Raw genomic sequence first — 16,132 nt, forward strand, 5'->3', positions numbered from 1 at the left:
ATAAAATAAATATAAAATGAATTAAAATATTTAAATATTTACTAGTAATTAAACAAATTAATCATAATTATATTCACTAATAACTTCATTTGATACATCAGTGTATTTTGTTTTGATTTCTTTTGAAAAATCCAAACTATCGAATTCTTTATAAATTTCATGCTTTGATTTTATTAAAACATGATAATGAAGCTGATAAATAATAAATAATAAATTCATTGAAGAATTTTTTCTGTATATATTTAATAAAAAGAATTCTTTTAAAAATAATATAAAAAAATATATAATATTAACATTACTTCTTATACTTTTGATATTTTTTAATGAATTTTCTATTTCAATCTGAGAATATCTATCTAATTTAATTAAATTTTTTTCAAAAGAATGTGTATCAAGGTGTAACAAGCCAAATTCAAAATTTTTCAATTTTAAAATCTTAGAATTAGGAATAATATTATAAAAAGCATGAATCTTAGAATTAAAAGTTATATGATCTTTTTTAAAAAAAGCGAGATGATAATTATACTTAATACCATTTACATCAGGAACTAAATAATTATGTAATAATTTTCCATGATAATAATATTTTAAAGGAACATAAACAACATCAGCATCATCTTCTCTCATAATTTCATCAAATTTATTTTTAAGTTTAAGAGGTACTCTCATATCTGCATCAATCAATAAAATCCACTTATTAGAACATTTTTCAAGGGCAAACTGTCTTGCTGGATCTGCATATCCACATCTTTCAAAATAATAGATTTTATCAGTATAATTTTTTGCGATATCTACTGTCTTGTCTTCACTATACATATCGACTATTATTATTTCATCAGCCCATTTTATTGTTTCTAAACAATCTTTAATATTTTCTTCTTCATTAAGAGTATTAATAAAAACTGAAATTTTCATGAATAAAAACCCCAAACTCTTTTTATTGAATAAACAATGTAAAAATATGAAATAATAATTATATTAAAAATAAAAGATATAATCTTCATTATTTTATTAAAAAAGTTATTTTGTAATCTCATACATAATTTTAAATCCATAAATGCAATATAATAATAATTAACCCCTTTTACTCTAGGTCTATGAAAAACAATGTCAGCATTTTCAGCACCAGGAAAAAGAAGATTTTTTTCTTTATATTCTAAATTCAAGTAATTTCCTGGAAAAGGTACAAATGAAAATATAGCATAAAAATCCAAATCATTTTCTTTAATGAACTTTTCAGTTAAATGATAATCTTCCTTTTTTTCAGCTGAAAATCCAAACATGAAAATCGAAGAAACATTAATATTATTTTCATTTAGTATCTTAAGAGCACTTTTATTTAAATTAACAGTTGTTCCTTTATTCAAATATTTTAATATTTTGTCAGATCCTGATTCTAATCCAATAAATACAGTAGTAAGACCAACTTCACGAAGTTCTTTTATTAAATCTTGATTTTTAACTATGTTATTAGCTCTTCCATTAATTGAAAAATTAACATTAATTCCATGTTTTTTAAGACATGAAATAAATTCAACTGTCCATTGCCTATCTTGTAGTACATTATCATCCATGAAATAATAAGAACCTAGCCCATATTTTTCTTTTAAAAAAACTAACTCTTTTACAACATGGTCAGGAGATCTTGATCTAATTTTTTTACCAAACATCTCTCGTGATACTGGTTGACAGAATTTACAGTTATAGAGACATACACGTGAAGCTAATATAGTAAAATGAGGTTCTTTAAATATAGCGCTAGGTGGATTATCAAATGGTAGACTATCCCTATCAATAAAACCTAAACTATTTAAATTTTCTATTTTTTTACCAACTATAATCTTTTCCAATTTTTTCCCTTCTTTTTTAGATTTTATGAGCTCTAAAAAAGATATTTCACCTTCACCAAGAATTATATGGTCAATTAATGGATTTTCCTCATATTTTTTAGTATCTGCATTTGGATCAACCCCTCCAACTACAATAGTAACATCTTTATTAATTTTTTTATTTATACGGATATATTTAATTGCATTTTTATAATTCATAGATATAATGCTGTAACCAACTAAATCATAGCTTTTTACAATCTCTTTAAACTCATTTTTCGAGATTAATCTCAAATCTATAAAATCTACAGTCTCTCCTTTTTCTTTTGCATATTTAATTATATAACCAATTCCATGATGAGTTCCAACATTTTCATTATTAATGTTCATTAATTTTTTATAAATATTTAAATACCAAGATTCAAAAGCAGGATAAACCATTAAAATTTTCATAAACAACACCAATAATTTAAATACTACTCATAAATTAAATTTAAAGTTCATCCCTCATCCTAAATGTTCTTTAATTTATTATTAAAAATATAATAATTATTAATAATTACAAATAATAATATAAAAAAATTAGCATATAAATTTTACTATATATAAAATATATCAATGATAAATATAAACAATATAAGTAAATATAAACAATATAACAAAATAAGATTAATATATAACTTAAGAAAAAATAAAAATAATCATGAAAAAATTTAAAATTAATATAATTAATAATTAAATGAAATGAATAAAATGAATAAATAATAAACAATGTATAATAATAAATAATTAATATGAATAATATAAAAAAATAATAGTATACTAATAATATAAATAATAAAAATAAAAAACAGCTAAATTAATTATAGCTTATTTCCAATAGCTAATATAATAATATAAATCAAACAATAAACTTTTTAAAGAAATTTTCAAATTCTTCATCATCCATAGGGTTGAGAGAAGATGTGAATTGATTATTCCATATGGAATTAGCTAATTTTTCATAATCTTGTGTTTCAATAGAATCTGGAAACTTTTCAACCACAGTTTTAGCTTCAAGTTCTGAAGATTGGATTAACTGGCTTCTTTTTATAGTTCCAATAACTTTAGAACCGATTCTTTCAGCAAAAGAATCGACAATTTTTTCTTCATTTTCAGTTCCTTTACAATTACAAATTATTCCAGACAGATTTCCTTTTAACTTTTTTATCCCTTTAGAAATGTTATTAGCTGCATAAAGAGACATATATTCTCCAGAAGAAACTATATAAACTTCATCAGCATAATCTTCCTTAAGTGGAACAGCAAACCCTCCACAAACAACATCCCCTAAAACATCATAAATAATAACATCAAAATTATTTTCAAAGGCCCCTAGTTTATCTAAAAGTTTCATAGCTACTATAACTCCACGACCAGCACAACCAACTCCTGGTTCAGGACCACCACTTTCAGTACAAAGAACACCAGCATAGCCAGAAAAGAGAATTTCATCAAGTTCTGGATTTCTTTTCTCTTTAATTGTATTAAGAATAGTAGGAAGCCTTTTACCATAAAGTGTACGAGTAGTATCAGCTTTTGGATCACAACCAATAACAATAACATTTTTACCATCATTAGCAAATGAAGCAGCTATATTAGCTACAGTTGTAGATTTTCCAATTCCACCTTTTCCATAAATAGCTATTCTTTTAGTTTTAGACATTAATTCACCAATAAAACATCAAAGTTGAAATTATAAATAATAAATAATAAATAGAAATCATCAAAATATTATAACAAGTAATACTAATAGTAAAAGACAATCCATAATAATAGACAAGCAATATAATAGCAATAGTAATAATATTAGTACAAAAACATTAACAATATAACATATAATTGAACAATAGAAATAAAATTTAAATAAAAAAGAAAATTATAAAAATAATAGAATTATTAATTATTCTTCTTTATAATTGACTAAAGATTTAATAATATCTCCTCTACTAACGATTCCAATTAAATTGTTTTCATCATCAACAACAGGAATACGTTTAATATCTTCTTTATCCATAATAATAGCTGCATCAGAAATATCATCATTAGGATGGATAGTAACAACAGAAGTAATCATAATATCTTTAACAAGAGTTAAAGAAGCTTTTTTTATCCCTTCAACATTTTCATCATACTCCTGTTTCATTCTAACAGGCATTTCAAAAACATCGAGAGGAGAAGGAAGAATAAGGTTCAGATTTGGAGTATGAACATCTAAGAGTTTCATAATATCCCCTTCACTAAGAATTCCAACAATTTTGTCATTGTCTACAACTGGAGCTCCACTAATACCATTTTCAACAAACAATCTCGCTGCATCAGTGATTTGATCTTCTTTATTGAGGACTAACACATTTGTTTCCATTGCATCTTCGATTTTAATCATATAAAGCACCTATCACAATTTTATATTAAGATATTTCTAATATTAAAAGATATATTCATGAATAATATGATTTTATTAATATTTAAATTTATTGATTTAAATAAATAAATTAAAAAAGCTATAAAAATATAAAAATATAAAAAAGAATTAATATTTAAAAAAATTTAGATTATTAGATTAAAAAATGGAAAATAAATTAAAAAATAAAAAACAAAGATAAAAAAAGTAAATATAAAAAATTTATAAAAAATAAAAAATTATAACAATATAAACAATTATTTTTGAATATTATCTCTTTTAATAAGCTTATAAACAAAATCATTTGGTCTAACTTTTTCATCAATAGCTATAGCTACATTCTGATTCTTCTTTGCAAATTCAACAAATTCTCCATTTATTTCCATAGATTCTATTGTTTGAGTAATAGAACCTGTAGTTTTTCCTTGAATCAGTAACTCATCACCAACAGTTAGATCATCCCATATTTGAAGTTCAGCTACTCCAATTTTAGAATAATAATTAACAACTTTAGCAATATCTTTTTTAGTGTATTGTGCTTGGTTTTCACTACTTATTTCATGAGGACGATGAAAATAAAAACCAGTATCAAAACCACGATTAAAAACTTTTTCTAAATCTTCAATCCAACTATCTTTATAAATAAAAAGTCCATTTTCAACTGCATCAATAGCTTCTCTATAAACCCTAGTTACTGCAGATACATAATCTGCCCCTCTTGCACGACCTTCTATCTTAAAAGCATCTACTCCAGTAGCTAATAATTGAGGAATATAATCAATCATTGCTAAATCATTAGGAGAAATAAAATTAGTTTTAGAAGATACAACCCCTTGTATACTATTAGCATTTGGATTAAGAAGATAATCTTCTTCAAATTCAATTTCAGAATCTGGAATTGTTTCTAAAATAAAAGAAGAATTATTATCATCTTCATAAAAAAAATCAGAATCATTATCTTGTGCCATATTTAATGTCCATTTTTTTCTACAAGGTTGTAAACATTCCCCGCAATTGGCACTTTTACCATATAAACCATAGCTTAAAAAACATCTTCCAGAAACAGCCATACACATAGCTCCATGAATAAATATTTCTGTTTCAATAGGAGAATTTTTAGCTATTTCAGCTATTTCCCATATATTTAGCTCACGAGAGAGAACAGCCCTAGTTACACCTAATTTTTTTAAAGTTTTAAGAGAATAACTATTTGAAATATTTTCTTGAACACTCATATGAGGATCAATACCAATATCATTAGCTAATTCAACTAATCCAATGTCAGAAACTATCAATGCATCAACTTCATATTCTTTAATAAGTTCAAGATCAAACTCTAATTTCTTTATATCTCTGTCTTTCATTATAGTATTAGTACAAAGATATAATTTAGAAGAATATTCTTTAGTTATATTAACTGCTTCCTCAACATCTTTAAGAGAAAAATTAGAAACATTTGCCCTCATATTATTATCAGCTAATCCAATATAAACAGAATCAGCCCCATTTTCAAGAGCTGCCCTCAAAGATATGAAATTTCCTGCTGGAGACATCAATTCAACCATAAAAACACCATAAATTTAATATTAAATCTATTTCTTCTTATCAAATTCAATATTAATATCCTCTATTCCATTTATAAAGCCTAAATCATTTATATTTTCTTTAATATTTTCGGTATCTGAAACTTTTAAATCATCTTTTAAACTAATTTTTACGGTCAAAATATTTTTTTGATTATCTAAACTCCAAAGATAAAATTTAACAATGTCATCTATACCTTCAATAGATAAAATATCTTTTTTAAGCTTATTTTGATCTACATTTCCTGGTGCTTCTAAAAGAAGAATTTTAAAGCTATAAAATAGTGTTTTAGCTAAATTATAAATCATCCATAAAGTAATAGCTATTGAAAGAAGTACATCCAATACTGGAATATTATAAAATATTAAGATTATTCCAACAATTAAAAGAGCAATCCAACCCATTAAATCTCCAATAAGATGAATAGAAACAGCTCTTTCATTTAAAGTTTTAGCACCTCTCAATTTCCATACACTTAAAGTTTTTAAAAATATTGCAAATATAGCTACAAAAACCATTCCAGAAGCATAAGGTTCAACAGGAGCAAATAAACGAGATATAGATTCAACCAAAATTAAAAATGAACCTATAATTACTATAGCTGATGTAATTACAGCTCCAAGAAGTGAAAATCTACGATATCCATAAGTAAATTTTTCATCTTCTTCTTTTTCAGAAAAGCGTTGAAAAAACCAAGAAAATCCAAGAGCTATAGTATCACTTAAACCATGGAGAAGATCAGCTAATATAGCCATACTGTTAGTATAAACAGCTCCAATACCAACTACTACCATGAATAAAATATTCAAGAAAAAAGCAAATGATATATTTTCAGCAGCTTTATGATACTCAAAATCATGCATATGACTATTGTCAGAAGCAAATTTTTGATTATTTTCTGAATTTTTAACTTTTTCTGATTCAATAGATTCAATTTTATCTTTCATAATAATCTATCTTTAATAAAAATTTATATAATTATAAATTATTTAATATATTTATAAATTATAATAATAAATTCCAGTAATTTACTAATATCCCCTCAATTTACTACCTAACAACTTTTTTATCAAAAAATAATATTAATCTGCTAAAATAACATTGGAAATACCATCTTCTTTTTGAACCTTAATGATATTGTCAGCTGCATTTTCAAGTTCACTATCATGAGTTACAATAATCATTTGAGGCAATGTTGACATTCCTCTTAAAAGATCTATTAATTCATGTCTACGATAGCTATCTAAATGAATAGTAGGTTCATCAAGAAGTATAGTTTCAATATTACCTTTAGACATTGCTTTTGTAATCCCAAGTCTCAAAGCAAGAGCAATAGCTATTTTTTCCCCACCACTGACCATATCTAATTTACTTTCGCCTTCAGGACCAAAGACAGAAATATTATATTCATCATCAATCTTTAAATCAGAATAATCAAAATTGAATTGTTCAAAGAAATTTTTAGTGTGTTTTTGAATAAGAGGTTTAGAACGGTTCCTAAGTTCTTTTTGGATTTTATCTTTTCCATAAAGTTCCCTAATTTCTTTAAGAAGTTTAAGATAATCTTGAACATTTTCTAATTTATTTTTTAATACATGATTTTGATTAATTTTAAGAGATAGATCTTCAATATTAGCTATGATTTCAGTACCTTTACCTTTAATTTCATTGATTTCTTTATTCAATTCTTTTAATTTTTCATCAGAACGTTCATAAGTGAAAACAACATTTTTATATTTATCTTCATTATATTTAGTAGCTTTAATATTATTATCGATATTATCGATTTTAGAACGTATAGAATCTAATTCATCTCTTTTATTTTTAATTTGAGATTCTAAAATAGGTATTTGTACTATTTCACCTTTTAATTGATTGAATTTCCTGTCTTTCTCTTTTAAATCTTCAATTCTCTCCCTTAAATCTTTTTCTTCAATATCTGGAGAAAGATAAACATCTTTAGACATTGCTACCTTTACTTTTTCAACTTCAACATCCATGTTTCTTATGACTTCTCTTAGTTTATCTTTAGTATCATATTCTTTTCCTAAAACATCTAGAGAACCTTGTGCATGAACATATTTATCATGACTTTCCTTTGAAGTTTTTTGTAATTTAGTTTGATCTTTAATTGATAAAAGCACATTATCAAGTTTATCTCTTGAATCTTCATAAGTTTTTAATTTAGTATCAATCTCTTTTACTTTTTCAATGTCTTTCTTATTAGTTTCATAAAGATGTGTATATTCAGATATACTTTCTTCAATTGATTTTATATCTTCAAGTTTCTTTTCAAAAACATTCTTTTGATTCTTGATTTTCTTCAATTCTTTACTAATTTTATCAATTGATTCTTTATTAAACTTAATTTTATTATTATAAGATTCAATTAAACTATTTTTTTTATCTTCAGAAATATTAGATTTACAAACTGGACACTGATTATCTACTTTTTCAATTTCAGCTAGAGGATCTTCTGCAGATTTTATCCCTTCTTTTAACCCTGAAATTTTTTGAGAATCAGAAGATGATTTTTCATCAAGTTCCTTAATTTTCCTTTCAGCTTCAACTTTAAAATCAACAACTTTTCTTTTAAGTTCAGTAAAGTCATCAACCTCAAGGTTTAAAGATTTATTAATTTCCTTAAAGAACTCTTCAATTTTATCATTGTTTTCAGTAATTTCTTTATCAATATTAGCTTTATTATTTTCAAACTCTTTGATTATAGCTAATTCTCCTTCTAATTTTGATTTTCTCTCATTTAAATCATTTAATTTCTTTTGAATTTGGAGATATTGATTATAACCTTCTTCTTCATTTTTAAGAATCTCTTTTTGTTTTTGGATATTGTCTAATTTTTCTTGATATTTTTCACGTTCTTTTGTTATTTGTTCAAGATTCTTTACAGATTCTAAAAAATCAAGATAGATTGGAAGTTTAATTGAAAACCTCTCTAGTTTTTTCATTTCTTGTTCTTTAGATTTCAAAGTTTCAAGTTGTTCTTGGAATTTTTTCTTATCCTCAAAGACTCTTTTTGTATTTTCATTTTCATTTTGAAGCTGAGTATTTAATTTATCAAAAATACTTTTAGAACTTTCCATTTCAGATTTTTCTTTTGCTTTTAGAGTTTTTAATTCTTCTAATTCTTTTATTTCTTTTTGAATAGTATTACCTTTAATCTTGAGGTCTTCTAAAGTAACTCTTTTACTTTTTAAATCACTGTCCAATTCTGATGATGAAGCTGTCCTACCTTCTAATTCTGATTTTTGATTTTCATAAATATTTATCAAGGGTAAACTATTTTTCCAAGCTTTTTCAAGCCCTTCAACACCAAGTAGCTTTCCAATAAGTTGTTTCTTCTCAGAAGGTGTTTTTCCAATGAGACTAGCTATTTCCCCTTGTTGAATATATATAGCATTTAAAAACAAATCCCCATCCATATCAAGAAGTGATTGTATTTCATTACTAACAGCCGTATCACCAGAGGAAATTCTTGTACTACCTCCATCAGAATCTTTAACAAGAAGTTCAGCTTTTGAAACACTTCCACGATTTCGTTTTACCCTATATTCTTTACCATTAACAATAAATTCTAAAGCAACAGACATGGCTTCATGAGAATTTTTATTTTTAGTTATTCTAACCAAATCATCAATTTTTTTACTAGAATGTTGTTTAAAGAGGGCAAAACTAATTGCCTCTAATATAGTCGATTTTCCAGCACCATTTTCACCAACTATAATACTAATCCCTGGTTCAAAATCAATAACAGTATTTTTATGAGATTTAAAGTCTTTGAGTGTTAATTTTGTAAATATCATCTTATCACATTATTAAATTATCAATCAGTTAAAGTCTATAGTTGTTTGTTTAGATTGATTATCTTCAGAAGTCTCTTCATCCATAGTATCTTTAAAAATTTTTTTATCTATATCATCTTCAGAACCTTTTTTATCAGTATTATTTCCAGAATTTTCTTTATTATCTTTTTCTTTAAATTGATTCATTTGTTTAGCTTCTTTTTCAGCTATTTTTTTATAATCTTCTTCATATTGGCCAAAATATTCTTCATAAAAATTATTAGATATTTTTTCAGATTCGTCAAACTTATCTTTTGATAAAGAATTAAAAAGATCAATAGCTAAATTAGTAATATCTTCATTTTCATATGATTTAAGTCGATCCATTAATAAATCTCGTGGTTCAAGAGAGTTATTGTCCCCAATTAATTTCTCTTCCTTGATTAGCTCATCAGTTTTGAAACTTGGTCTAAGCATTAAAGTAATCTTTGAAAAAGCTTCATTTAATTTCTTATAAACATCAGCACTGTTAAAATTCCCTTTTTCAACTGTAACATTAACAATTGGTTTATTTTTTAAAGTTGATATATGTCTTTCTAAAGCTGATATTTCTGAGTCAAGTTTTTTAAATTCAATATTATGATTAATAAATTCTCTTGGAAGTTCAATATTTATAGGTTGAATTTCAGGAATATCTCCCCTTATATCAACAACATAAAAACCTTTACCTTTACTTTTATAATCTCCAACTTCATTAGATCTCCATATTTCAGAAGAACCAGGATAAGCTAATTTACCTTCACCAAAATCATCTGTTATTCTATTATGAACATGCCCCATTGCATAATAAGTAAAAGAATCTGGAATATCAGCTAACTCAAGTTCATATTGGAATGGAAGATATTTATCAATTCCTTGATGAGAAACTAAGATTCTATTTGAAAATCCTTGACTTTTTTTAGCTAATTCTTCAAGATTAGATTTTAAAAAAGCATTTTGAGATTTGGGAATAAAAGGAGTTCCACCAATAAAAATATCATTATCCTTTAAAAACGAACTTTCTATAACAGGATTATTAGGACTTATAAGAGTTAAACCTAATCTTTTAAATAAGATTTGAGGAGGAACAGCATTTTGACGCATTATAGTATCATGATTTCCAGCAATTGCATAAAAAGGAATTCCTTCTTCTTTTATCTTCATCAATCCTTCTTGAAAAACTAAAAGAGCTTTTGGAGATGGTTTTGCCATTTCAAATAAATCCCCACTGTGGATTACAAAATCAACTCTTTCTTCAATGATCTTATTTACAATTTCATTGAAAACATTGTAAAAATCATTTTCTCTTTCAACTAATCCATATTGACGATACCCTAAATGAGTGTCAGCTAAATGAGCAAATTTCATATTTTTCCCTATGATTAATTGTTTTATGATAATTAATTTATAATTTAATGATTTATATCAAGTTAATATTAAGATATTATATATCTTTTCTAATATTTATAATGATTTAAAAGGGATAGTGAATATATCTCATTCAATTTACTATTTTTATATAAAAATCAGATAGTTAATTTTAATTTAATTTTAAATTTTAATTTAATTAATTTTCTAAATTATTTATTCTAAACTAAAATTTATTTGAAATTGAACTTTTAGATTAATCATTAAATTAATTATTAGATTAGATTAATTTTTAAATTAATTTTTAAATTAATCTTAATTAACCTTTAGATTAATCTTTAATTAAGCTTTAATTAACCTTTAAATTAACCTTTAAATTCAGAAATAAATTCTTTAATTTTTTTATTTTCCCATTCTTTATCAAAAAATTTACTATCAGCATGAAAGATAATTAAATATCTATAAATTAAACTTAAAACTGAAAATGCTACTACTAATTCAAATAAAAAGAAATTATTAAAAATATTAGAGTAAATATAGTATAAAATTGCAATAAATATAATAACTCTAGCCACTAAAAAATAAAACTTTCTTTTAGATTTATTTTTATCCTCATGGAATTTCGCATCAACTTCTTCATTAGTTGGAATCTCATCAGTTTTCATATATTTTTTGAGTTTTTTAATTCCACCATCATTTTTTCTAAAATTTCGTTTTAAATTATATAATATAAGATATCTAAACCCTAAAATTAAAAGAAAAATCACAGCCATATATAAAATAATAAAAGTAGGAGAACTTATAAAAGAAAATTCAGTAGGAGTTGATGAAATATTTTCCCCCATGAAACTAATAGAGTTCATTGAAAATAAAGATCTACTAATAAAATTAGCTCTGATTGCAACTACAATAAATATACCTAATGTAAATATAATTTGAAAATAAAACCTACGAGTTTCTTCAACTACTATTTTAGCTCTTTGATAATATGTATCCACTGTTATTTATCCCCTTTTCTATTATTTTTTTATATTCCTTTTGTATATTCCTTTTGTATGTTCTTTTGTATTATTGCTTAAAATGATTTTATATTAATTTTGAAAATAAAATATTATAAAAATTATTATTAAAGAATTTTATATTATAATTTATAGTATATTAATTTATATTATTATATAATATAAAAATTATAAAAATTATAAAATGTATAAAAAGTATAAATTTAAAAAATATAAGTTAATATAATATGAAAATAACTAATAATTTCCACCTAATTGTCGGAATTCTTCTTCTTGATCTTTGATATCAGAAACATCCTTTGCTTTAATTGATTGCCATTGATCAATTATATCAATATCTCCACCAACAGTTCTACCTGTAAATTCATCGATTTTCACTAGTGTTGGTACTTTTACCATAAGGCCTAAAACCATTGCCTCACCTACATTTAAAGAAGGTAGCTGTTTTACAAGGTCTTCACTAAGGCTTTCACTAGCTGATTGAACATGCCTTTGGTCTTGAGGTTCAACAAGTCGAAGAATAATCATGTTATTAGCTTGAGATAATGCATCAGGATCAACAGACTTAGGACTCTGACTTACAAGGCATAAACCTAATCCAAATTTCCTACCTTCCCTTGCAATTCTACTGATCCAATATTTAGAAGCAGGATTTCTATTTTTTGGAGCTAAGATATGAGCTTCCTCCATTATAAAGAAAACTGGAAATTCAAGAGGTTTTTCATACATACTGTCTTCTTTATTTTGCATAGCTACTTTTCTACTCTTTAGTGCATTTCTAAGGACATGACTAACAATAACTTCAGCTGCAGATTCATCAGCTTGGCCTAAATCAAGAACATTGGCTACACCTAATTTTAATTGAGATAAAATGTTTCCTCCATTGATATTAAGAAGATTATAATACTTATCTTGTAAATCATCCATCTTATTGATTACATCCATAATCTTTGATTTTTCTGAGGAATTAATCTCTTTTCCTCTAAACATCTCAGTATTATACCATTTATCAAGAACATCCCTCATAATCTCAATAAAATCAATTGTATCTGCTTCACCAGATTTAACAATTGCTTTAGCTTCTTTATAAGCTTCTCTGAAATATCTTTCTTGTATATAAGCAGAACTAGGAATGTTAGCTAAGCCCTTTATCTCAGCAAAAGACATGTAGATAGGATTAATTATTGGTTCAATTCGGTTAACTTCACCATTGTCAAATTCAGCTCCAACATATTCACTATGCATGTCAAATATAAGAATACATCCATTATGTTGAAGAAGACCATCAATAAGAACAGAAACAGTATTGGATTTTCCAGCTCCAGTCATAGCAAGTATAGCTAAATGTCTTGAAACCATATTATTTACATCAATTTTAACATCAACATCTTCTTGACTAATAAGACTACCAATTTTTAAACCATTATCGACTTTAAATATCTTACGTAAGACTTCTTCACTAGCTACTGATATTTCAGTTCCAGGAGGAGCAGGAGTTCTTGGAATTTTAAGATTATCATCAATATCCCCTAAAATTCGAACATTGCCTTTGATATAAAAATCTTCTCCTTCAATTTCTCTGATTTTTTCAATAGTATTAGGATCATAAATATCTCCATTAAGAGATACACTTCCTCTTACAAGAGATTCAATCATGCCTAATACAATTTTCCCATCATATTTTAAAGAAACATATTCTCCTACTTTAGGCATCTCTTTAGAAATAAAACTGACATCTATAAGAGAAGTTTCACCAACACATCTTCCTATTATCATTATAACACCATAAACAATATAATTAATAATATAAATTAATATAAATTAAATTAAAGCATTTCCCTACCTGATTTTTCATAGATTCCAACAATATTAGATAATTGTTCAATGTTTTTCTTTTTTATAACAACATCATGGTGAGCTTTTTTTAGAAGATAAGGATAACCTTCAGTACAATCCCTTGAAATAACACTGATAATTTCTTTAATTTTTGCTTCATCAGCTTTATATGGTAATTCAATCTTTAAAACATTTTTATTATCTTCTAATCTCACATAAAAAATAGTAAAATTTAAACTTTTAAAAAAATCATTTTCAATAGGAAATTCACGTTTAAATTGATCTGTTTCTGCAGAAAGATATCTTGGTGGAAAAGAATAACCTGTATCCTGAGTATATTTTGTGAAAATAGCTATATCAGGAATATTTGTATCAAAATTATCAAAATAATCAGTAGCTATTGAAGATTTAGAAATAGCTATAATCTTATCCTTATATTTTAAAAGATTAGCTAAAGCTAATAATTTTTCTATATTTTCAAGATAATTTTCAATATTCTCAATATAACTAAAACCATTTTTAGCTTTAATATCATCAAGTTTAGTTTTTAGATCATTTTTAACCAATTTACTTGAATATATCTCAACTTCATGATTTTCAATATTGTTGATTTCTTTATTTAATTCATCTTCAGCAAAATCCAAAACATCGAATCGAATATCTTGAGGAATTTGTTTTTCAAGAGGATAAGGCCTAATAAGATCTCCTAAAAGAGAACCATCATATAAATAATAATCAATATCGTGAGTTTTAATAGCTTTCAAAGCGTTTTTAACCTCAAATAAACCCATATAATTTCTTATTCTGTCCTTTGAAAATTTGCCATGAAGCATCGTGTTTATATCAGAACTTTCAATCTTAACTAATTCATTATTATAAATTAAGGTTTCAGCTGCAATTGCATAAAAATAAAAACTTAAAAACTTTTTTTCATGTTTGCTACCATCACCTGCAGCAATTGTCAAGCTATCTTCATATTTAGGAACTTCTTCATCTTTCCAAAACTTTGAAATAGGAAAATCTTTATCTTCATAATTCTCTATTTCTTCAACAATAGTTCCTTTCTTTTTTATAGCTACACTATAAAGTGATTCTAACATGATTTCCCTTAATTTTTTAATTATTTAAATTTATTAAAATAAAAATTTTTTATATTAAAAATATAATGAAAGATAGTAAAAATAATCAAATATAATTAAATTTAATTAAATATAATTAAATATAAAGTATTTAATGAAATAATAATTATTAAAAGGAATATAGATTATTCACACTTTTCTAATAGCAGATACTATCTCATTAATTTTAGCTTCAACATCATCTGTTTCTTCTACTATAGTCCCTGTAACAATAACATCTGCACCAGCTTTAGCTACTGTATAAGCAGCTTCACCATCACGGATGCCTCCACCAACAACTATAACCATATCCTCAGTAGCTTTTTTAGAATAAGCTACCATTTCTGGAGTTATATGTTCTTCTGCACCAGAACCTGCTTCAAGATAGAAAAATCTCATTCCAAGTGCTTCAGCTGCCATAGCATAAGCTGCAGGGATTTTTGGTTTGTTTCGTGGAACAAGTTTAGCATCTCCGATCCATCCAACAGTTCCTCCAGGAGAAATAACCATATATCCCATAGGTATAGTTTCGATTCCAGATTTTTTAACAGCTGGTGCTCCAAGTGCTTGAGCTCCTATAATCCAGTAGGGATTGTTTGAATTTAAAAAACTCATAAAGAATATTGCATCAGCATACTTACTTACATTACTGGTGTTTCCTGGAAAGATAATAATTGGAAGATCTATATTTTCAGAAAGAGCTTTAGCAGTATTATCTACATCCACTCCATCAACTGTTGAACCACCAAGCATAATACCATCAGTCCCACCAGCTATAGCAGATTTAGCTATTTCAACAGCACCTTCAGGAGTTTGCTCATCTGGATCAATTAAAGTCAAATGTACTTTGCGATTTTTTAAAATATCTCTGATTTGAGTTTCAACTATCATATTTAAATCCCTATAAATATTGTTAATAATATGAATTTGAAATTAGTTATATTTTAATGTTTTTATTTATTTAATTTATTTAAGAAGAAAGTTTAATATATCCTATTAAAATTATTACCAAAGGTGACTAATTTTTTCTTTTTCTTCTTTTATTATTAATAGGAATTTCACATAACCTAAAAAGAATATACAACAAAATAAATAA

Annotated in this window: 12 protein-coding genes; all 12 read right to left on the minus strand. The window is 25.3% G+C overall.

Features of this window, described 5'->3' with window-relative positions; all coding sequences use genetic code 11:
- Positions 1-57 precede the first annotated feature (57 nt).
- Positions 58-915 carry a glycosyltransferase family 2 protein gene (locus KQY27_RS02990; protein ID WP_224425097.1) on the minus strand — a complete coding sequence of 286 codons (858 nt, stop codon included), beginning with the start codon at positions 913-915 and terminating at the stop codon, positions 58-60.
- A complete protein-coding gene (locus tag KQY27_RS02995) occupies positions 912-2,282 on the minus strand; it encodes a radical SAM protein (RefSeq protein WP_224425098.1) in 1,371 nt (456 codons plus the stop codon). The genes KQY27_RS02990 and KQY27_RS02995 overlap by 4 nt, the downstream gene beginning before the upstream one ends.
- Before the next feature lie 448 nt (positions 2,283-2,730).
- Complete coding sequence (gene cfbC, locus KQY27_RS03000; protein ID WP_224425099.1) at positions 2,731-3,534, minus strand: Ni-sirohydrochlorin a,c-diamide reductive cyclase ATP-dependent reductase subunit; 804 nt, start codon at positions 3,532-3,534, stop codon at positions 2,731-2,733.
- 237 nt (positions 3,535-3,771) lie between these two features.
- Positions 3,772-4,254, minus strand: a complete 483-nt coding sequence (locus KQY27_RS03005) for a CBS domain-containing protein (protein ID WP_224425100.1) — start codon at positions 4,252-4,254, stop codon at positions 3,772-3,774.
- Positions 4,255-4,529: 275 nt separating this feature from the next.
- A complete protein-coding gene (locus tag KQY27_RS03010) occupies positions 4,530-5,837 on the minus strand; it encodes a U32 family peptidase (protein WP_224425101.1) in 1,308 nt (435 codons plus the stop codon).
- Positions 5,838-5,864: 27 nt separating this feature from the next.
- Positions 5,865-6,803 (minus strand): cation diffusion facilitator family transporter, encoded by a 939-nt coding sequence (locus KQY27_RS03015; RefSeq protein WP_224425102.1) that lies wholly within the window; start codon positions 6,801-6,803, stop codon positions 5,865-5,867.
- Positions 6,804-6,938: 135 nt separating this feature from the next.
- Complete coding sequence (locus KQY27_RS03020; protein WP_224425103.1) at positions 6,939-9,677, minus strand: AAA family ATPase; 2,739 nt, start codon at positions 9,675-9,677, stop codon at positions 6,939-6,941.
- 24 nt (positions 9,678-9,701) lie between these two features.
- On the minus strand, positions 9,702-11,063 hold the full coding sequence (locus tag KQY27_RS03025; protein ID WP_224425104.1) for a DNA repair exonuclease: 1,362 nt from the start codon (positions 11,061-11,063) through the stop codon (positions 9,702-9,704).
- 365 nt (positions 11,064-11,428) lie between these two features.
- Complete coding sequence (locus tag KQY27_RS09325) at positions 11,429-12,061, minus strand: 2TM domain-containing protein (RefSeq protein WP_224425105.1); 633 nt, start codon at positions 12,059-12,061, stop codon at positions 11,429-11,431.
- 258 nt (positions 12,062-12,319) lie between these two features.
- A complete protein-coding gene (locus tag KQY27_RS03035) occupies positions 12,320-13,858 on the minus strand; it encodes an ATP-binding protein (RefSeq protein ID WP_224425106.1) in 1,539 nt (512 codons plus the stop codon).
- A gap of 50 nt (positions 13,859-13,908) precedes the next feature.
- The gene (locus KQY27_RS03040) at positions 13,909-15,018 is read right to left on the minus strand and encodes a DNA double-strand break repair nuclease NurA (RefSeq protein WP_224425107.1); all 1,110 of its coding nucleotides are present in this window, start codon (positions 15,016-15,018) and stop codon (positions 13,909-13,911) included.
- Positions 15,019-15,186: 168 nt separating this feature from the next.
- Positions 15,187-15,927, minus strand: a complete 741-nt coding sequence (locus KQY27_RS03045) for a geranylgeranylglyceryl/heptaprenylglyceryl phosphate synthase (protein ID WP_224425108.1) — start codon at positions 15,925-15,927, stop codon at positions 15,187-15,189.
- Between the last annotated feature and the right edge of the window lie 205 nt (positions 15,928-16,132).

This window comes from Methanobrevibacter sp. TMH8 (assembly GCF_020148105.1).
Lineage (GTDB): Archaea > Methanobacteriota > Methanobacteria > Methanobacteriales > Methanobacteriaceae > Methanobinarius.